Source organism: Sorangium sp. So ce131 (assembly GCF_051519095.1).
GTDB lineage: Bacteria > Myxococcota_A > Polyangia > Polyangiales > Polyangiaceae > Sorangium.
The window spans coordinates 13,834,832-13,854,595 of the sequence record NZ_CP150455.1 but is presented as its reverse complement, the minus strand read 5'-3'; the positions used below and the strand labels follow the sequence as shown (position 1 = coordinate 13,854,595).

At 72.3% G+C, this 19,764-nt stretch carries 13 protein-coding genes; 2 read left to right on the top strand and 11 right to left on the bottom strand.

Annotation, left to right across the window (positions count from 1 at the left end; translation table 11 throughout):
* Positions 1–129: 129 nt before the first annotated feature.
* The 4 genes from WMF43_RS50365 to WMF43_RS50350 all read right to left on the bottom strand — a co-directional run bounded on the left by WMF43_RS50365 (position 130) and on the right by WMF43_RS50350 (position 6,071).
* On the bottom strand, positions 130–2,034 hold the full coding sequence (locus WMF43_RS50365) for a sensor histidine kinase (protein ID WP_437676197.1): 1,905 nt from the start codon (positions 2,032–2,034) through the stop codon (positions 130–132).
* A 78-nt stretch (positions 2,035–2,112) separates the two neighbouring features.
* Complete coding sequence (gene thrC, locus WMF43_RS50360) at positions 2,113–3,483, bottom strand: threonine synthase (RefSeq protein ID WP_437676195.1); 1,371 nt, start codon at positions 3,481–3,483, stop codon at positions 2,113–2,115.
* Positions 3,484–3,535: 52 nt separating this feature from the next.
* The gene (locus WMF43_RS50355) at positions 3,536–4,621 is read right to left on the bottom strand and encodes a serine/threonine-protein kinase (protein WP_437676194.1); all 1,086 of its coding nucleotides are present in this window, start codon (positions 4,619–4,621) and stop codon (positions 3,536–3,538) included.
* Between the two features lie 79 nt (positions 4,622–4,700).
* Entirely contained in the window at positions 4,701–6,071 is a 1,371-nt protein-coding gene (locus tag WMF43_RS50350) for an NAD(P)/FAD-dependent oxidoreductase (RefSeq protein ID WP_437676192.1), read from the bottom strand.
* Positions 6,072–6,128: 57 nt separating this feature from the next.
* Here WMF43_RS50350 and WMF43_RS50345 point away from each other — a divergent pair, with 57 nt between their 5' ends.
* A complete protein-coding gene (locus WMF43_RS50345; protein WP_437676191.1) occupies positions 6,129–7,364 on the top strand; it encodes a hypothetical protein in 1,236 nt (411 codons plus the stop codon).
* Between the two features lie 39 nt (positions 7,365–7,403).
* On the top strand, positions 7,404–9,656 hold the full coding sequence (locus WMF43_RS50340) for a DUF2169 family type VI secretion system accessory protein (protein ID WP_437676189.1): 2,253 nt from the start codon (positions 7,404–7,406) through the stop codon (positions 9,654–9,656).
* Between the two features lie 31 nt (positions 9,657–9,687).
* Here WMF43_RS50340 and WMF43_RS50335 read toward each other — a convergent pair whose 3' ends face one another.
* The 7 genes from WMF43_RS50335 to WMF43_RS50305 form a co-directional block, all read right to left on the bottom strand.
* Positions 9,688–10,017, bottom strand: a complete 330-nt coding sequence (locus WMF43_RS50335; protein WP_437676187.1) for a hypothetical protein — start codon at positions 10,015–10,017, stop codon at positions 9,688–9,690.
* A 12-nt stretch (positions 10,018–10,029) separates the two neighbouring features.
* Complete coding sequence (locus WMF43_RS50330; RefSeq protein WP_437676185.1) at positions 10,030–11,631, bottom strand: PAAR domain-containing protein; 1,602 nt, start codon at positions 11,629–11,631, stop codon at positions 10,030–10,032.
* A gap of 16 nt (positions 11,632–11,647) precedes the next feature.
* Positions 11,648–12,082 carry a DcrB-related protein gene (locus tag WMF43_RS50325; RefSeq protein ID WP_437676183.1) on the bottom strand — a complete coding sequence of 145 codons (435 nt, stop codon included), beginning with the start codon at positions 12,080–12,082 and terminating at the stop codon, positions 11,648–11,650.
* Between the two features lie 75 nt (positions 12,083–12,157).
* On the bottom strand, positions 12,158–14,863 hold the full coding sequence (gene tssI, locus WMF43_RS50320; protein ID WP_437676181.1) for a type VI secretion system tip protein TssI/VgrG: 2,706 nt from the start codon (positions 14,861–14,863) through the stop codon (positions 12,158–12,160).
* Between the two features lie 43 nt (positions 14,864–14,906).
* Entirely contained in the window at positions 14,907–15,929 is a 1,023-nt protein-coding gene (locus tag WMF43_RS50315) for a GAF domain-containing protein (protein WP_437676179.1), read from the bottom strand.
* 601 nt (positions 15,930–16,530) lie between these two features.
* Positions 16,531–17,502 (bottom strand): histone deacetylase family protein, encoded by a 972-nt coding sequence (locus WMF43_RS50310; protein WP_437676177.1) that lies wholly within the window; start codon positions 17,500–17,502, stop codon positions 16,531–16,533.
* A complete protein-coding gene (locus WMF43_RS50305; protein ID WP_437676176.1) occupies positions 17,499–18,905 on the bottom strand; it encodes an aminotransferase class III-fold pyridoxal phosphate-dependent enzyme in 1,407 nt (468 codons plus the stop codon). Before WMF43_RS50305 ends, WMF43_RS50310 begins: the two co-directional genes overlap by 4 nt.
* Between the last annotated feature and the right edge of the window lie 859 nt (positions 18,906–19,764).

Genomic DNA, 19,764 nt, shown 5'->3' with positions numbered 1-19,764 from the left:
GAGAAGAGAGATCAACGCAAAGGCGCAAAGGCGCAAAGGCGCAAACCAGAATTTCTTTGTATTTTGGCGCCTTGGCGCCTTGGCGTTGAAATCTCTCGGGACTCCTCGCCAGACTTGGGACGCTCGGAGCTAACGCGCGACGAGCCGCCTCGGGAGCTCGAGCGTGAAGGTGGCTCCCTGGCCCGCACCGTCGCTCTTCACCGACAACACGCCGCTCATCTCCTTGGCGGCCAGCGCAGAGCTGTGCAACCCGAAGCCGTGACCGTCCCTGCGTGTCGTGAAACCATGAGAGAAGATCCGGGTCAGGTGCTCTGTAGCAATGCCGATCCCCGTGTCGCGCACGCTGATCCGCACGGAGCCCCCTCCGCTCCCCTCGCCCTCCTCGATCGTCAACGTGAGCTCGTGATCTTTTCCGGGTAGATCGTCCATCGCGTACTTCGCGTTGCTGATGAGGTTCATCAGGATCTGCAGGAGCTTGTGCTTGTCGACGTAGACGGCGTTCAAGCTATTGAAATTTTTGACTATTTTCACCTGGGGGCGGGTGAGGGCCACGTCGTTCATGCGGAGGGCGTCCTCCACCATGTCCGAGAGCTGCACGGGCTCGACGACCGTGGGGGCGCCGGCATACGTCTGCTGCGTCCGGACGATGTCCTTGATGTGGTCGACGCTCTTGATGAGCTGATCCACGTAGCCCACGACGCGCCGGCGATCGGACTGCAACGCGGCGGAGAGCGCCTCCAGGTACGAGATGAGGTGTCGACCCCGCTCATCCTCGGTGAGGAACCTCCCCGGATCGTCCCTGTGCTCCGAGAGGAGCTGCGTCGCCCGCTCCAGGTTCACCAGCTTGGCGCTGCCCACCTCCTCGGCGATGAGCTTGGCAGAGACGTTGACGCTGTTGAGGACATTGCCGATGTTGTGCACCACGTTGGTGGCAATCTCGGCCATGCCCGCGCGCCGCGCCGCGTCGACGAGCTGGCGCTGGGCCGCCGCGAGCTCGTCGGTCCGCTCGATCACCCGCTGCTCCAGGGCCTCGTTGAGCTGCCGGAGCTTCTCCTCGCTCTCCTTCAGCGCCGCCTCGGCGCGGCCGCGCTCGACGAGCTCGATCTGGAGCCGCTCGTTCGCGAGGATGAGCTCCCCGGTCCGCTCCTCCACGCGCCGCTCCAGATCGTCCTTGGCGCGGCCGAGGTCCTCGTTGAGGGCCTGCACCGTCTCGCGGAGCTGCTGCTCGCGGGCGACCCGATCCTCCAGGTCCGCGGTGGCGCGCTGGAGGCGGTCCTGCCGCGCCAGGGTCACGCCGAGCAGGTGCTGGAAGGCGTCGCGGAGGTGCTTCAGCTGCTTGATCCTGCCGGCGGGGCTGAGCTCCCCCGACACGTCGCCCGACGCGTACCGCGCGGCGTCCGCGGCCAGCCGCTCGATCGGGCGCACGATGTCGGCGACCAGGAGCCACGCGAACGCGAGCGCGAGGAAGATGCCCCCGCTCACGCCGACGGCGAGCCCGAACAGCGCGCGCTGCTTGAGCGCGCGGCTCCTCGCCTCGAGCTCGCTCAGCGTCTCCTTGTCGTTCGACTGGCCGATCCGCGCGGTCGCCAGGAGCACGTAGGTGAGCTGCTGCGCCTTGCCGTAGAACACCGCCGTCGCGCGCGCCGCGTCGCCCTCCTGCAGCGCGCCCAGGATCGCCTCGTGCTGCACGTCGAGGTCGGCGTACACCGCGGCGAGCTGCTCCCAGAGCTCGTTCTGAAGGCCCTCGCCGCGGTCCGGCCGCCTCAGGTGGGCGAGCGTCTGGTCCCGCAGGCCGGCGTAGTTGATCGCGTAGAGGGAGGCGTTGAACCCGCGGAGCGCCTGCCCGAGCGTCTCGCGCTGGTTGAGCACCCCGAGCTCCATGTCCTGCATGTCGACGAGATCGCTCAGCACGTCGAGCTGCTGGGCCGAGATCCGGGAGAGCCTGCCGTTGACGAGGGGGATGAAGACGGCCAGCGCGACCGCCACGGTCAGGAGCGGGATGAACGAGAGCAGCGTGCGGTGCCGGATGTCCACGGGTGCCCCCCCTGCCCCACGAGGATGCCGGGGCGACCTCGCGCGTCAAGGCGGGCCCGCGCGCGCAGGCCGCCCCGCTCAGACCGCGTCGGCCGCGTGCGCGACCTGCGCGTCGCGCGCGGTGAGCGCGGCGTGTTTGTCGAGGGCCGCGAGCACGCGGTCGTAGTCGGCCGGCAGCTCGACCGGCGGGTTGGCGGCGCGGCTCGTCACGTCGGCGAGCGCGCGCTCGTGGTACTTCACCTTGAACTCCGTGAACTTGAGGCCGTTCGCGGTCGAGACCACGACGACCCGCTGCCGCTTCTCGACGAGCCCCTTCTTCACGAGCTTCTCCAGCGCCGCGAGGGCGACCGCCGTGTGAGGGCAGGTGTACATCCCGGTGCGATCGGCGCGGGCGGCCGCGTCGCAGAGCTCGTCCTCGGTCACCTGCTCCGCGACGCCGTCCATCGCCTCGAGCGCCAGCATGGCCCGGGGCGCGCTCACCGGGTTGCCGATCTGGATCGCGCTCGCCAGCGTCTCGCCCGCCTTCATCGGCACGACCTCGCGCCGCCCCTCCGACCACGCGCGGTAGAGCGGGTTCGCCTGCGCCGCCTGCGCCACGCAGAGGCGGGGGAAGCGCGTCGTCAGGCCGAGGTCCTTCAGCATCTTGAAGCCGGCGTAGAGGGCGTAGGCGTTGCCGAGGTTGCCGCTCGGCAGGATGACCCAGTCGGGCAAGGTCCAGTCGAACTGCTGCACGATCTCGATGGCCACCGTCTTCTGGCCCTCGAGGCGCAGGGCGTTCATCGAGTTCGCCAGGTAGACCACGCCGTCGGCCGACAGGCGCTGGACGATGGCCATGCAGCCGTCGAAGTCGGTGTCGAGCGAGAGCACCAGCGCGCCCGACGCGATCGGCTGCACGAGCTGCGCGGTCGACACCTTGCCCCGCGGCAGGAGCACGATCACGGGCAGGCCGGCCGCCGCGCCGTAGGCCGCGAGCGAGGCCGAGGTGTCGCCGGTGGACGCGCACGCGATCGCGCGCACCTCGAGGCCCTCGCGGATCGCCTTGTTCACCACGGAGACGAGCACCGTCATCCCGAGGTCCTTGAACGAGCCCGTGTGGCTGTTGCCGCAGAGCTTCACCCAGACCTCGTCGAGCCCGAGCGAGCGGCCGTAGCGGTCGGCCCAGAAGAGGTTCGTGCCGCCCTCGTCCATCGAGACGATCGCCTCGTCCGGGACCTCGGGCGCGACCCACTCCCGCTTGCCCCAGACCCCCGAGCCGTAGGGCCAGACCGTGCGCTTGTAGCGATCGTCGAACAGCTTCATCCACGAGGCGGCGCTCCGATCGCGGAGCGCGTCGACGTCGTGCGCGACGTCGAGCAGCCCGCCGCACGTGGGGCAACGGTAGAGCGGCTTCGTCAGCGGGTAGCGCCCGGGACAGCCGGTCAGACATCGGAAGGCAGCAGAGTAGGCCATGGTAATACGGATCTCCTGGGTGGCGGGAGGCGCCCGCGGGAGGTGGTGTCGCTCAATCGCCGAAGCGTGGGGCCTCCATACCGAGCTTCCTATAGAAGTAGATCGCCGCGTTCCTGGCAAACGATCCCTGCGGGACGTAGACGTCGTCCGGCGCCGGGAGCGGATCTTCGGCCAATAGCGGACCGCCCCGCTCGCCGGCCAGCCGCTCGAGGTCCAGGAGGAACGCCTCCATGGAGGGATAGCGGTTCTCCGGGCGCTTGCGGATCGCCTTCAGGATGACGGCCTCGGTCAGCCGGTCGATGCCGCGGCGCCGCTCCGACGGGCGGGGGGGCTGGGTGACGAGCTGCCGCGCGAGCAGCTCCGACTGCTCCGAGCGCGGGAACGGGAGCTCCCCGGTGAAGGCGCGGAACATGACGACGCCGAGGCCGTAGACGTCGGTGCGGGCGTCGGGCCGGTCGCTCACGACCTGCTCGGGGGCCATGTACTCGAGGGTGCCGACGGCGGTGCCGGTCGCGGTGATGTGGTCCGCCGCCTGGATCTTGGCGAGGCCGAAGTCGAGCACCTTGACGGCGTACGGGTCGCCCTGCGCGCCGAGGAGGAAGAGGTTGTCGGGCTTCACGTCGCGGTGGATGATGCCGGCCCGGTGCGCGGCGGCGAGCCCGGACGCGGCCTGGCAGAGCACCGGGACGGCGAGGTCCGCGTCCATGAGGCGCTCGCGCCGCAGCCAGTCGCCGAGCGACTCGCCGAAAAGGTACTCCATGACGAGGTAGGGCGCGCCGTCGTCGCGCGTGCCGGCGTCGAGCACCTTGACGATGTTCGGGTGCCCGATCATGGCCGCGCTCTGGGCCTCGCGCATGAAGCGCTCGCGGGTGCGCTCCGCCCGGGCGGCGAACGACTCGAGCACCTTGATCGCGACGGGCAGCCGGGTCTCGCGCTCGACCGCGAGGTAGACGCGCGCCATCGCCCCCTTGCCGATGTAGCCGCACACCTCGTAGCGCCCTCCGAGCACGGTGCCGCGCAGCCGGGTCGGCTTGTACCGGAAGAGCTCGACGCGCCGCGCGTCGGCGAGCTCCGCGCCGTCGTAGGGACAGAACCGATGGCCCGCGTCGTACTCCCGATGGCAACGCGCGCAGAACATGGCCTCGCCTCCGAATAGCGCCCCGCGCTCCGGCCACGCAAGCCCGGCCTGCGCGCCGCCGGCGCCCGCCTCGCGCGGATCAGGCCGCCTTGCGCGGCGAGCGCCCGGTGAGCTTCGTGTAGACGTGATAGCCGAGCCACCGGAACGGCTCGGGCGGGATGCCCCCGAGCGGGTACATGTAGAAGGGCAAGGCCCGCCACCGCGCGTCGTCGCCCGCGTAGAGGTCGCAGAGCACGCGGCCGGCGAGGTTGGCGAGCGTCACGCCGTGGCCGCTGTAGCCGAGGGCGTAGTACACGTTCCGGTGCTCGCCCCGCACGCCCATGCTGCAGAGCCGGCTCATCGTGATGCCGAGCGTGCCCGTCCAGCGGTGCGCGACGCGCAGCCGCTCGGCCGCCGGGAAATAGCCGGTCATCCGGCGCCGGATGGCCTCGAACGCCGGGCCGGCCGAGTCGGGGGTGCCCGGGTAGGACGTCCGGCTCCCGTAGAGGTACGCGTACGCCGCGTTGCTGCCCCCGCCGAACACCAGCTCGCCGGCCGGCGTCATGCTGGCGTACGCGATGCGGTCGTGGTCGTCGCTGAAGCCCGCGACCTGCCCCCAGCCGAGCGCCGCGCGCGCCTCGGCGTCGAGCGGCTCGGTCGCGATCACGTGCGAGTGCAGCGGGAACACGCCCGAACGGAAATAACCGAGCCGCGGCGTGTAACCGTTCGTCGCGAGCACGATCGCCGCCGCCCGGACCACCCCGCCCGGCGTGGTCAGCTCGATCGTGCGCCCCTCCCGGACGCGCAGCACCGGCGTGTCCTCGTGCACGACCACCCCGCGCGCGAGCAACACCGCGCGCAGGCCACGCACCAGATCGACCCCGTTGAGCTGCCCCTCGGTCGCGTCCAGCACGGCGCCGGCCGCCCCCCGCACGCCCAGCCGCCGCGCGAGCGCCGCGCTGTCCAGGTACTGTAGCGAAATGCCCCAGCTCGCGAGCTTCTCCACCCGCGCGTGCGCCGCCTCGGCCCGCCGCGCGTCGGTGAGCACCTCCATGCAGCCGTCGCGCCGGTAACGCACCGGGAGGCCGTGCTCCTGGATCAACGCGACGATGCCGTCGATGCCGTCGCGCGTCGCCTCGTAGACGCGCCGCGTGAGCTCCGGATCGCGGTAACTCACGCCGTTGATCCAGTTCAGCATCATTCCCCCGTTCCGCCCGCTCGCGCCGTTCGCGAGGTGGCGCGCCTCGAGGATCATGACGCGGAGGCTCGGGAACCGGCGGATCAGGTGGTATGCGGTGGAGACCCCGGTGAACCCTCCCCCGATGATCGCCACGTCGACCACAACGTCCCCGCGGAGCGGCGGGGCGGGCTCATAGGGCGGCCCCTCCGCGCTCCACACGGTGCGAGCGGCGTCGATCTGCGAGGGCGCGGACGTGCGCGTGGACGTGCGGACGAGCGCTGCGTGAGCCACGATGAATCCCTATCAGATGAACGCGCCGTCTGGCATCCTCGACCCCTGGGGCCATCCTTGAGAAATCGCGTCCGGCTCTGCATGAAGGACCTGTTCCACCAGGACGTGGTGGAGATGATCGAGCGCGAGACGCGCAAGTACCAGATCTGGTCGATCGAGGATCCTTCCGACCCGGACTTCGACGGGGCGTATCAGATCCTGTGGGATTGCTTCGGGCCGCACGGCGAGATGGAGCGCAAAGAGGCGATCGAGGCCTTCCTCCGCGACGATCCGTTCACGCCCGAGCCGTCGGGCACCTACATGCGCTACTTCCTGCTCGTGGCGCGGGACGCGGAGGGGAGGCTGCGGGGCGTCCGCGACGGCACCGTGCTCGTCAATCCGGCGTACGCCCCGGATCTCTGCGTCATCTACCTCGCCCACATCTTCATGATGCCGGAGGCGCGCGGGACGGTGCTGTCGTACTGGCTGCGCATCGCGCCGGTCGAGATCGCGATGCAGTACCTCGCCGACCTGCACGCGATGGGGAAGATCACGCTCCCCGCGCCCGGGGCGCCGGGGAAGTACTTCGGGATGAACCTCGATCTCACGGCCGAGATGGAGTACTTCACGCCGGAAGAGCGCCTGTCGTGGCAGCGCCTCCTGTTCTACGGCCGCGGCGGCTTCGACGCGATCAACCCGCGCCACTTCCCCTACCGCCAGCCGGACTTCCGCGATCCGGAGGTGATCGCGGCGACCGGCAACCAGCCCGCGCCGTTCATGGCCCTCGTCCGGCGCATGGGCCGCGAGCGGCAGGCGCAGCTGCCCATCGACGAGGCGAGGGCGCTCATGCGGCTGCTCTACGACGATTTCGCGGATCACTGCGCGCCGCACCTGCTCGAGAACAGCCTGCAGCTCGTCCTCGACCGGCTGGAGGAGCGGGCGAAGCGGAAGCACTTCGTCGAGCTCCTGCCGCTGCCGACCGGGCCCAAGGACCTGCACCGGCTGAAGCCGCTCTTCCGGTACCACGTCTACACGAAGTACTACCCGGACAGCCCCGACATCCGCGGCTACCTGAACAGCGGCATCCGCGAGCGGCTCGCGAACCCGCGCTACCTCGACGAGGAGCTCGCCCGCATCGCGCGGGAGCTGGAAGCCCGGCCGCCGTTCGTCTACGGGAGCCGGGACAAGAACGCGACCTGGGAGGGCGTGGCGCTCGCGCCCGGCTCGGAGCCGCCCGCGCCGGCCGACGGGGCCGACGCGGGCGAGATCACCCGCGAGCTGCCAGCGCCGCCGGACGCCGCCCTGCCGCGCTGAACGAGCGGGCGCGAGAGCGCCCCGGAGACCCCTCCCCGCATGAACGTCATCGCCGCCGGTCCCCTCCCCGTCGCCTCGATCCTCTGGCAACCCGCCGCCGGCTCCTGGGTCCTCACCGTCGTCTGCAAGGCGACGTTCCTGCTCCGCCCCGGCGAGTCGCCGCTCGCCCCCGACCAGGAGGCGCCGAGCCACCACGACGTGACCTGGGAGGACGCGCCGTCGAGGAGCCTGCAGTCCGCGAGCGACCTCGCGCCGGCGAAGCCGCTCGTCGACGTCGTGCTCGTCGGCCTCGCGTTCGCTCCCGGCAAGGTGCCGGTGCGCTCGCTCGTGGGCAGGCTCGCCGTCGGCGACATCGACAAGTCGATCGAGGTGTGGTGCGACCGCATCTTCTCGCAGGACGGGACGCTCCACGAGGGGCCGCCGTTCTCGCAGATGCCGCTGGTCTACGAGCGCGCCGCGGGGGGGCCGGGCTCGTGGAACCCGGTCGGGATGAGCGGCGGCGCGCGCAACGCCTACGGGCAGATCGCCGTGCCCAACCTCCAGCCGCCGGGGCTGCTCCTCTCCGACCCGAGCAAGCCGATCGAGCCCACCGGCTTCGGTCCGATCGCCCCGACCTGGCCGTCGCGCGTCGAGAAGCTCGGCCGCCACGCGGCCGGGTGGTCCCACCGCGACTGGAGCCGCAAGCCGCTGCCCGCCGGGTTCGACGCCGCCTACTTCAACGTCGCCCCCGCCGACCAGCAGCTGACGTCCCTGCGCGAGGACGAGCGCCTCGTGCTCGAGAACCTCCACCCCGAGCACCCGCGCCTCGTGACCCAGCTGCCAGGCCTCCGCCCGACGGCGACCGTCGAGGGCCGGCGAGGAGGCGCGAGGCCGGTCATGCGCTGCGACACGCTCTGGATCGACACCGCGCGGGGGCGCTGCGCGCTGACCTGGCGCGCGCAGATCGCGCTGGAGCACCCGGAGGAGCCCGGGCGCGTGGTCGTGGGCCTCGACCCGCAGCCCGTGCGGAGCGAGGCCGAGCGATCCCTGCCGCCGAGCTCCAGGCACATCGCGCCGCGCTCCGGCTCGATCAGCCAGACGCAGATCCCCGGGCTCACCACCGAGCACGCCCCGGTGCTGCCCTGGAAGACCGAGGAGCGCGGGGCCGACAGCCTGCCCCCGCTCTCGAGCCCGCCGGGCGGGGGGCTCCCGTTCCGCGCGCCCGTGGCCCAGGGCGATCTCGGCGCCTCGATGGCCCCGTCCCTGTCGTGGCGGCCCCCGCCGGCCGCGCCGGTCGGCCCCCTCGATCAGGCGCCGCCGACGCCGCCGCCCGCCTCCATGGCGCCCGTCGCGGGCCGGAGCCCCTGGGGGACGAACGAGGCGGCGCCGGCGATGACGGTGGGCCAGAAGATCGGGGCGGCCGAGGGCGCGGCGCGCGCGCCGCTGCCGCCCCCGAGCGACGGCGACCGCCCCTCGAGGGCCGGCGCCCCGTCGCCGCGGTCCACGGCCGCGCTGGCCGACGACATCGTCGAGCTGCTCTGGTTCGACCCGGCCGCGCTGCCGCGCGTCCGCGCCCGGTGGAGCGACCTGATCCTCGAGCTCGACTTCGAGGAGCTCGACCCCCGCCACGATCCGCAGGCCGGCGACGCGGCCGCGGCCAAGGACCGCCATGACGTGCTCGGCGTGCTCACCGAAGGCTCGCCGATCGAGCCGGGCGGCGTGCCCCAGGCGCTGCTCGCGTCGCTCGGCGACCGGAGGCGGTTCACGCCGCCGCTCGTGCTCGTGACCGGCGAGGCGCGGTTCCCGCTCGACGAGATCGAGGCGCTCAAGGCCACGGTCGCCGTGGTCACGCCGCTCGCGGGCCCCGACAAACCGCTCAAGGACGCGATCGAGTCCATCGGGGAGCTCTTGAAGTCGCCTTACCTCCAGAGCTCGACCGGCGTCGTGGACAGGCTGACCCAGCAGCTCAGGGAGCACATCGCGCAGTCGAGCCGCTCGCTCCCGGCGGGCCAGATCGAGGCGCACACCGAGCGGCTCCTGCTCGAGCAGCGGCGGTACCAGACCCGCAAGGTGCTCGGCGACGTGTGGATCCGCGCGCTGCTCACGGCGGCCGGGCAGGGCGCGCTGCCGCTCTACCTGCCGAAGGCCCTGGAGCACCGGCTGCCCATGATGACGAGCCTGAAGGTGCGTGTCCTCGCGGAGGCGCACCTCCGCCAGGATCAGCAAGAGCAGAGCCGCTACGCGCTCAAGGCGCTCGCGCTCGGCCGGGTCTTCACCATGGACGAGCTGCGGCCGGCGCGCACGTCCGACTGAGGCGCCGGCCGCGCGCCGGGGCGGGCGATCCTCAGTCGAGCGGCTCCGTCGGCCAGACGTCGTGCGCGTCGAGGAGCGGGAGCACCTCGACGATGAGCAGCTGCTGCGCCTCGAGCAGCTGCCTCCTCACGTCGCCGCCCGCCGAGGAGAAGCGCAGGTGCACCACGAACCTCGGGCCGTCTTGATAGATGCGCGCCGCCGCCTCCGGCGTGAGCCGGCCGCCGACGTAGTCGCCGTGATGGTGGCTGTCGGAGATCGCCCACGTCGACGGCCACCGTTCATCGAGCCGCCGGAGCATCTCCTCCTGGGAGAGGTCGCTCTTGAAGGACCACGCGAGCGTCGTGCTTGCCGTCTTGTTCATGATCACCTCCGCTCAGCGGCCGTCGTTCCTTGGATCGGTGGAGACGCCCGTCCCGCCCGCGCCGGCCGTCCCGGCGCTGCCCGCGGGCGGCGCTGCGCCGGCCGGGGCAGCGGGCGCCGCGCCGACCGCGTTCGGCCCCTGATAGATCGTGGGGAAATTGCTGTTCGGCTCCCGAGGCCCGTTGAGCTTGAAATCGAAGCCGCCGTTGCTCGGGTTGGGCTCGCCGTAGATCTCCACGTTCCACTTCTCCGCCAGCGCGTTCAGCTTGCTCCCGAGCGGCGTGTTCGAGAGCCCCGGCTTGCCCTCCGGGTTCAGCGCGCTCGGCGCCTCGCCGTTCTTGAAGATCCCGTACTTGGCGTTGTAGGGCGCGCCCGCCTGCTGCGCCTGGACCAGCGCCTGGTCGCTGTGGATCGCGAAATCGGTGTCCGACTTGGACGACCAGAAGCCGAACGGCTTGTCCGGGTTGCCCTTGAACCCGTCCGTGGCCGAGCCGAGCTGCTGCACGGTCGCGTCCGTGATGCCCTCGGACTCGAAGACGTTCCGGATGTCCGACTGCAGCCGGTCGAACTGCGCGCGATCCTTGTACGTGAGCGGCACGCGCTGGCCGTCGGTGTCCCCCTCGACGGCCATCTTGAGCCGCTCGGGGGTCGTGTTCGGGTGCTCCAGCTCGCCCCGCTGTACCCGCTCGTAGGCCGCGCGGTTCTCCGCGATCCGCGCCTCGAGCTTGGCGTTCGCCGCGGGATCCGCGGCGGGCGCCGCGGCCATCTGCTCGTCGGTCCACGCGCGCGCGCGGGCCACCTCCTCGGGGCTCGGCGGCGCCTTCCCGCCCGGAGGGGCCTCCGCGGTCGGCGCGCCGACCCACCCGAGCCGCTCGCCGAGCTTCACGGCGCCGATGCCGCCGAGCAGGCTGCCGCCGAACTCGCCGAGGATCTCGCCGACGCGCGCCGCGCGCTCGCCCCAGAGGCCGCCCACCGCCCTGCCGACGTGCTTGAAGACGAACCCGCCGGCCAGCGAGCCGGCGAGCCCCAGCCCGGCGACCACGACGCCGGCGCCGATGCCCGTCAGCACGAGCGCGGCCCCGCCCGCGATCAGGGCGGTCCATTGCAGGGTCGTGATGAGCCAGGACGGGATCTCGTCCTCGATGGGCACGAGCGTCAGCGTGTCGCCGCCGATGAACGTGTACACGGCGCCCTGGCCGATGACGCCGCCGCACTCGGCCTTCTCGCTCTTGCGGCCGAGGTGCTCGCCGTTGACGAAGACCGTGGCGCTGCCCTGCGCCACCCGCTTGTTGCCGTGATCGAGCGCGTCGAGCTCCGCGCGCGCGGCGGCGGGCCCCTCGATGAACGTGTCCGGCGATCCCGTCGCGATCGCGCCGCACGGGGACCCCTCGAACATCTTGCCGATCTCGGCGCCGGCCAGCGCGCCGCCGGCGCCGAGGCCGACGCCGCCGGCGATCGCCGCGCCGATGAGGACCGCGCCGGCGCCGCCGGTGACGGCGGTGAACAGGATCGCGCCGCCGATCGCGAGCCCGACGCACGCCCCCGCGATGAGGCCGGCCCACGCCGACGTGTGGCCGATCTCGTCGCCCAGCCGGGCCGCTTCGAGGGCGCTCACGGGCGTCGCTGCTCCCTCAGCCCTGGCCCAGCTTCACGCTCGCGAGGATGCGGTCGAACACGGGGTTGAGCCGCGCGGCCTCGCTCCTCGGCATGGTCGCCGTGAAGCTCAGCACGGTCGGCTTGCGCCCGAGGACGAACACGAGCCGCTGATCGAGCGGCCCGCCCTGCCCCCGCCACCCGAACCGGAGCTCGAGCGCCGGCTGGCCGCCGAGCGCGATCTCCTGCCGCGCGTGCAGCTGGAAGCCGTCGAGCCGCCGCGCGATCTCGACGAGCTGCCGGTCGCCGTACCGCCGGAGGTCCTCGCCCGCGGCCAGCGTGTCCCGCGTCATCACCAGGTTGGCGGCCATCCCCTGCCCGGGCTTCGCCGGCACGGAGAAGGCCACCACCGAGCGGTCCTCCCAGTCGCGCGGCACGTCGAAGGACACGTCGGTGTGTTCATATCGCGGCATCGTCTCGGCCTCCGTCTCCGTCTCCACCCGCCGGGGCGCGGCGCTCGCCCTCCGACGTCCCGCGGGCCTCGGGCCTCACGGCTCCACCTTGGCGAAGCCGCCCTGGAGATCGCCCCGGTAGAGGGCCACGCCCTGCGCCGACAGCGCCCCGGCGTACGCCCGCTCGGCGGGCACGCCCGACGCCTCGGTCGCCTGCGCCTCGGCCTTCACCGCCGCGCCGTTCACCGCCCGCGGCGCCGCCGCGGTCCGGAGCGCCAGGAACTGCGCGATCTGCCCGCCCGCGCCGCCCACGTGGAAGATGCCGGCCGCGCTGCCCGCGTTGACGAGCGCCCCGATGTCGCCCGCGCTCAGGCCGCCGAGCGCGGGCAGCGGCGCCGTGAGCACCGGGCCGAGCACGTCGAGCGTCGACGGCAACGAGGCGAGGCTCTCGCCCTTCGCGAGCCGGAAGAGCTCCACGGCGCCCCTCGCCTGGCTCACCAGCGCGGCGAGCGGCGGCGACGAGGACGCGCGCGCGCGCACCTCCTCGCGGATCGCCCCGCCGGCGGCGGGCCCGATCTGGAGCGACGTCGGGGCCGCGGCCGGGGTGAGCGGCGGCGTCAGGACGGCGCGGTCGAGCCACGCCGGCGCGCTCTCCACCTCGACGTCCGCGATGCCCCCCGGCAGCTCGACGGCGCCGCCGCCGCGCATCACCTCGGCCGGCGCGTTCGTCTCGCCCCCGCTGCCAGGCCCGCCCGGCGCGCTCGGCGCCCTGGCCTTGCCGATCGTCGCCACCGCGGGGGCCTTCGCGCCCTTGGTGTTGATGAACACGTTCGGCTTGCCGTCGATCTGCACCTCCGCGCCGGACAGCTTGAGCAGCCCGCCCGCCGAGATCTCGAGGTTGCCCTGCGCGTCGATGAAGATGCCGTCGGGCGTGATCTTGATCGACGCGACGCCGTTCGTGATCTGGACGGTCTTGTCCTTGTTGATCGTGTACCCGACGCCGTCGCCGACCGTGACGTTCTGGCTGTCGCCAGCGTCGACCGTGTCGGAGGTGCGCACGATCGACGTGCGGCCCTCGCCGATGTTGTTGATCTGCTGCTCGCCGATCGTGTGGCTCTGGCTCTTGCCGACGTTGACGCTCTGGCTCCCGCCGACGGTCACCGCGTCGCCGCCGGTCACGCTGGCCGAGCGGTTCGAGAGCACGGTCGAGCTCTGGTCCCGCTTGATGATCTCGGTGTAGTCGCGCTGCGCCTGGACGTGGATGAGCTCGCGCCCGGCGGCGTCGTCGAACGAGAGCTCGTTGAACCCGCCCGAGCCCGGCGAGGAGTCGCTCTTCCAGCCGCTCTTGGTCTTCTCGGCGGGCAGCGTGTACGGCACGCGCGTCGTGCTGTTGAAGACGCGGCCGACGATCACGGGCCGGTCGGGGTCGCCGTCGAAGAAGTCGACGAGGACCTCCTGCCCGACGCGGGGGATGGAGAGGAGCCCGTAGCGGCTCCCCGCCCAGCCCTGGCTGACGCGGATCCAGCACGAGCTCGCGTCGCTGAACCGCCCCTCGCGGTCCCAGTGGAACTGCACGCGCACGCGGCCGAACTCGTCGGTGTGGATCTCCTCGCCGGGGGGGCCGACCACGATCGCGCTCTGCACGCCCACGACCCGCGGCTTCGGCGTCCGCCGCGCCGGGCGGTAGGGCTGCTCCGCGAACACGGCCTCTCCGGTCGTGTTCCACTCGCCGTTGTGCTCGCCCTCGAACGTGGAGGCGACGACGAGCAGCGCCTGGCCCGGGGCGAGCTCCTTGCGGGGGTGCCGGCCGATCGACAGGACGACGCCGGGGCCCAGATCGAGGGCGTTCGTGCGGTAGTGGACGGAGCGCCGGCCGCGCCGCTCGCTCTCGAGGCTCCGCGTCGCGAGCGCCTCCGCCTCCTTGATGTCGACCCGCGCGATCCCCCTGTCGTCGGCCACGGGCGTGTCGCCGCCCTTGCCCGGCTCGACCACGAACGCACCCGGCACGTAGTGGTACTGCTCGTAGCGGAGCTCGTCCTCGAGCCCCGCCTTCGCCTCCGCGAAGAGCTGGTAATCGGGCCGCATCCGGAAATCGAAGTCGCGGAGGGTGACGTGGCCGGGCCGCACCTCGTGGCTCACGACCACCTCGCTCACGAACTCGCGCCCGGCCGCCTGGTTCGGGTTGTCGACGTAAGGGATGGGGGCGTCGGAGCGCGGCTCGGCGCGGTGCGGGGCGTCGCTCAGCACGAGGCGGGTGAGGTCGGCGCCCATGCGACCGCCGCCTTCGGGGTGCGCGAAGTGGAACGAGATGCCCGCCTCCTCGAGCAGCCGGCACATGAATGCATAGTCGGTCTCGCCGTACTGAACGCGGTATTCATGGGCTGGATATTTCGCGCTCAGCTTCACCTCGGGCTCGATCCCCCACTCCTCGAGCATCTGGAGCACGATGTCGGGGATCGTCATGTGCTGAAACATGCGGCTGTTGCGCCGGAGCGTCGCCCGGAACAGCAGGGGCACGATGCGGAGGCGGTAGGTGGAGAGCCCCGTCGGCTCGGCCTGCACCTGCTCCATCTGGGCGCACAGGCCGGCCCAGACGCGCGAGGGCGCGAGCGAGTTCAGGACGGTCGTCTCGACCTTGAAGGCGGCGGCCTTGCCCACGAGGCTGTCGAGATCGAGGTCCTCGAGCTCGGAGACGGCCAGGATGGACACCTCGAAGAGCGACGACATCTGCTCCCGGACCGAGAACCGCCGCACCGAGAGCGACTCTTCCTTCGACGCGAACCAGAGCGAGAGGCGCGACATGGGCGAAGGCCGAGTGTAGAGCAGGCGCGCGGCGCGTTCTACATCACACCGCGGCGCCGCCGCCCGTCGATGTCCGCGCGCGCTCGACGATTCCGCGGATGGTGCGCGCGGCGGTGGAGGCGGCGTCGTACGCGCCGATGGCGCCGCGCAGCACGAGCGCCGCGCCCTTGCCGGCGGCCGCCTCGCCGACCGTCCCGTCGAGCACGCCCTCGGCGAGGCGGACGAGGGGGCCGATCTCGACGAGGCAGCGCGCGAGCGCCCGCGCCTCCGCGACGACCTCGGACGCCGCCTCGCACGGGGCGGAGCGCGCGAGGATGGCGGCCTCCTCGCAGAGCTCCTCGGCGATCGGGCCCATGTCGCGCCAGCACCCGACGGCCGCGCGCAGATCGGCGGGCGAGACGTGCGGGGCTCGCGGGACGTCGGGCGCCGGCGCGCCTGTCCCCGCCGCCCGCGCCGCGCGCGCGCCCGGCGCGGCCGCGATGACGGGGGCGAGGGCCAGGAGCGCGCGCTCCAGCACGCGCGTGGCCTGCTCGATCCGGACGAGGCGCTCGGTGGTGGCGGGGCTGCAGAGCGGCGCCTCGCGCTCGACGAGCGCGGCGAGCCGCCCGGCGACGTCGACGGAGAGCTTCTCGAGGCCGTCGAGGGCGGGCCGCTCGAAGCGGCGGGGGACGACGTCGAGCACACACATCGAGCCGACGACGTGCCCGCTCACCCGCACCGGCACGCCCGCGTAGGCGCGGATGCCGTAGTGCTCGACGAGATCCTTGGGGACGCGCTCGTCGCGCAGCGCGTCCTCGACGATCAGCGGCGCCTCGTCGCGCACGACGATCTGGCAGAACGAGTTGCTGCGCGAGGTCGCGCAGCTCACGGCGAGCTCGAGCGGCAGCCCGTGGTGCGCCCGCAGGAGCTGGATGTGGCGGATCACCAGGCTGACCATCGCGATCGGCGCCCGCGCGAGCCGGGCGGCCTGCGCCACGCAGGCGTCGAGCAGCACGTCCGCCTCGGTGCGCAGCATGGCGCCGTGCAGCACGGCGAGGCGCGCCGGGTCGTCGAGGAGGTCGGCCATGGCGGCGAGTTTACACCGCGCGGGGGGCGCCGTCGCGGTGAGGCGAGGCGCGGGCCTGCGCGGGGCGCGTCGCCGTCCGGTCTGGCGGCCCGGAGCTCCGAGACGATGTCGAACGGGACGCCGAACCGCTGCAGCGCGGCGCAAGCGCGCTCGATGTTGTCAGGCGCGGCGTCCAGCCAAAGGTCGAGGTCCTTTGTCGACCGGGGGCGTGCGTGCAGGGACACCGCGTGTCCGCCGATCACCAGGTACCGCACCCCGGCGCCGGCGAACGCCGAAAGCATCTCGACCAAATCGGGGGGCAGGCTCATCGGGGTGACGCAAGCTCCAGAGCGTGAGCGAGAGCTCGACCGATGCCTCGAAGCGCGCGATCGGGTCAGCGCGATCCCAGAACTCCTGGTCGGCGGCGTCCAGCTCGGCGTGGCTCTTCACCCGACCTCCCAGCCAGCTGCGATCACGCGCGGTCATCGTTCAGAGCCTACCAGAGATCACGTCCCGCGGCACTCGGACCGCGCTGGCCAGATGCCCTGTGAAGGGGCACGGGTGGAGCTCGCTCGCATGACGCGGCGACGGCGATGCGCGTGAACGGCGCCTCGTCACGGGATCACTGCCCCTCCGCGCGCGCCTCCCTCGCCCGCACCGCCGCGACGAACGTGTTCAGGTGCACCTCGACGACCCGGCTCACGTCCGGCGTGTAGCCGCCCGCGAGCACCCACGCGATGGGGATGCCGCGCGCGAGCGCCGTCCGGAACACGAGATCGTCGCGCGCGCGCAGGTCGTCGTGGGTCAGGTCGAGCGGCGAGTACGGGTCCTCGCGGTACGGATCGGCGCCGGCCTGGTAGAGGATCACGTCGGGCTCCGCGCGGTCGATCGCGGGGCCGAGGCGCCGCTCGAGGATGCCCTGGTACTCGGCGCCGCCGCTGCCGTTCGGCACCGGGACGGACCAGCTGTTGTCCGTGTCCGGCGCGCGCTCGCTCTCCACGTCGCGGTACGCCAGGTTCTGCTTGTACCAGTTGCCGTAGATCGACAGCCCGAACGCCCAGGGCCGCGACGCGAGCAGCGACGCGGTGCCGTTGCCGTAGTGGAGGTCCATGTCGACCACCAAAGCGCGGCGGATCCGGCCCTCGGCGCGCGCGCGCTCCAGCGCCACGACGAGGCCGTTGAACGTGCAGAACCCCTCGCCGTGCGCGGCGTGCGCGTGGTGGAACCCGCTCGCGAGGTTGCCCGCGATGCCGTCCTCGAGCGCGGCGAAGGTGGCCGCGATGCAGCCCCCGTTCGTGAAGCGGACCGCGCCGGCGAGCTCCGGCGACCACGGGAACTTCTGGGACTCGGCGAGCGCCCGGGGCTCGCCGGTCACGATCGCCTGCAGGTACTCGGGCGTGTGGACGCGGAGCAGGTCCTCGTCGCTGACCGGCTCGGGCGCCTCGACGCGCGCGGGCAGGCCGCTCCGCTCGATCGCCTCGCGGACCAGCGCGAACTTGCGCATCGGCATCACGTGCTGGCCGATGTCCGCGAAGTACCGCGGCGAGTGGAACACCCGGATCGGGGACGGCGCGGCGGGCGCGGCGGCGGTCACTTGCAGACCGACTCGAGCACGTCGAGCGCCTCGCCGGCGTGCCGCGGGCCGAAGACGAGCGCCGGGCGGAAGCGCAGCGTGCGCTCGCCCGAGCCGCCCACCTCGAGGCCGCGGTTGCGAAGGGCGGTGAGCGCCGCGTCGCGGGCGGCGGCGTGGGGGAAGTCGACGGCGGCGAAGGTGCCGCTGCCCCGGGCGCCCGAGAGCACCGCGGGGTAACGGCGGCAGAGCTCCTCGAGCCCCGCGACCAGGCGCTCGCCGACGGCCCGGGTGTTCTCGAGCAGCCGGTCGCGCTCGATGACCTCGAGCATCACCTCGAGCTGCGCGCCGCGGAGCGGGTCGCCGAGCCAGGTGTTGAAGATGCGCAGCGGCTCGGCCGGCGCGAGCTCCTCGCGGCAATAGAAGCCGCCGAGCTGCATCTTCTTCGAGAACGTGACCATGTCCGGCGGCTCGGGAAGGTCCCACGCCTCGTGCGCCCAGAGCGCGCCCGTGCCGCCGCCGCAGGTCTGCACCTCGTCGATGATGAGCGCGACCCCGCGCTCGGCGGTCAGCCGGCGCAGCGCCTGGAAGAACGCCGGGCTCGCGTGGCGGTCGCCGCCCTCGCCCTGGATGGGCTCGACGATGACCGCGGCGACCTCGTCCGGGTGCGCGTCGATCGCCGCCTTGACCGCCTCGAGCGAGCGCGCCTCGGCGGCGCGGTTCTGATCGGCGTGCTCGGCGAGGGGGAACTGGCTCGCCGGGAACGGCACGACGGGCCAGTCGAAGGCGGGGATGTCGAGCTTGTGGATCGGCTTGCTCCGCGTGGCCGAGAGCGCGCCCATGCTGCGGCCGTGGAACCCGCCCTCGAAGGAGATCACCTTGAAGGCGTTCACCCCCGGCTGCCGGTTCACCATGGCGGCGGCGAGGTCGGCGTCGCTCGGCGCGGCGCCGCCGCGACGGCGCCGGGCGAGCCGGATGAACGCCGCCTTGAGCGCGTTCTCCACCGCCTCGGCGCCGGTCGTGAACGTGAAGACGCGGGTGTGCCCCTGCGGCGCGACGCGCATCAGCGTCTTCTCGACGATCTCGACCCACTCCGGCGCGGGCGCGACCCCGAGCGCGGCGCGGTAGCCCGCGCACCAGTCGAAGCGGCCGTTCCGCCAGGCGGCGAGCAGGTCCGGGTGGTTGTAGCCGAGCGGCACGGCGGCGATGTGCCCGTAGACGTCGAGCAGGACGTTGCCGTCCACGTCGACCATGTAGTTGCCGAGGCTCTTCCGCGCGTCCTGGTAGAAGTGGATGGGGCGCGCGTCCTGGTACTTGTGGTGGCGGGCGCGGAGCGCCTCGGACGCGGGGCCGGGGATGGCGGTGCGCATCGCGGCGCGCTCGGGCTCGCCGGGGATCGACGGGGAGAGGCTGGGCTGGGCGGTCATCGTCGGGCTCCGGGTCGGAGGAGGTCGCTCTCCTTGGCCCGCGGTCATCGCGGGGTTCGCCTGGAGGGAGCGGCGGAAGAAGGCCATTACCAGCGCCGTGGAGGCGGCGCCAGTGACACGTCCCCCGACCTCCTGCCCGGTCGCCCTCCGCCGAGGCCGGTCCCGTCTCATCGATCGCGACCCGAGCCAGCTCCGGAGACGTTGCACCATGGACGATGTGACTCGCTGCCGGCATTCGTGTCGAATGCATCGACCCATGAGGCGCGATTCTCGGAAGCAGCGTCGGAGAGCGGGCGCTCTGCTCGACTCTTATCCACGGCGCGTCCACGCCCGTGAGCGGTGCGGTTCAATGCGGGCAGCAACCGCTCCGGTCGAGCCGGAGGGCCCACACCCAGACGAAGTGCCCCCGGAGGGCGCGCCGCCGCGAGCGATGCCCGCTCACCGGCGCGATGGCCATCAGGCAGCCCGAGCGACAGAGCACCAACCAGCTTGACTCTCGATACCGAGGGATGGCCATCGTGCTCCTTCCGCGCAGCCGAGCACGCCTCGTGCGTGCCGGTGACTGGTGTTTATCCGAGAAAATCTCGGACAAGTTTACGTTTCTTGGCGAGATGCTGGCTCAGGTTGCCGTTGACTTTCGCCAACCTTGCCTTGCTCTGCGGGAATTAAGCGAAATCCGCACGCGCGAAGCAGATGTTGCGGATGGCGTCTCCTTGAAGAACAACGTCGGGCAGATCTTGTTGCGAGCGGGCCTACAATCTGGAACGGCGTTTGCAGCGACATTGCAGAGAGCAGAGGATTGTGCAGGACCGAATCCTCTGGGGAGGACGTCAGCGGTTTGGAGGTGCGCATGTTCATT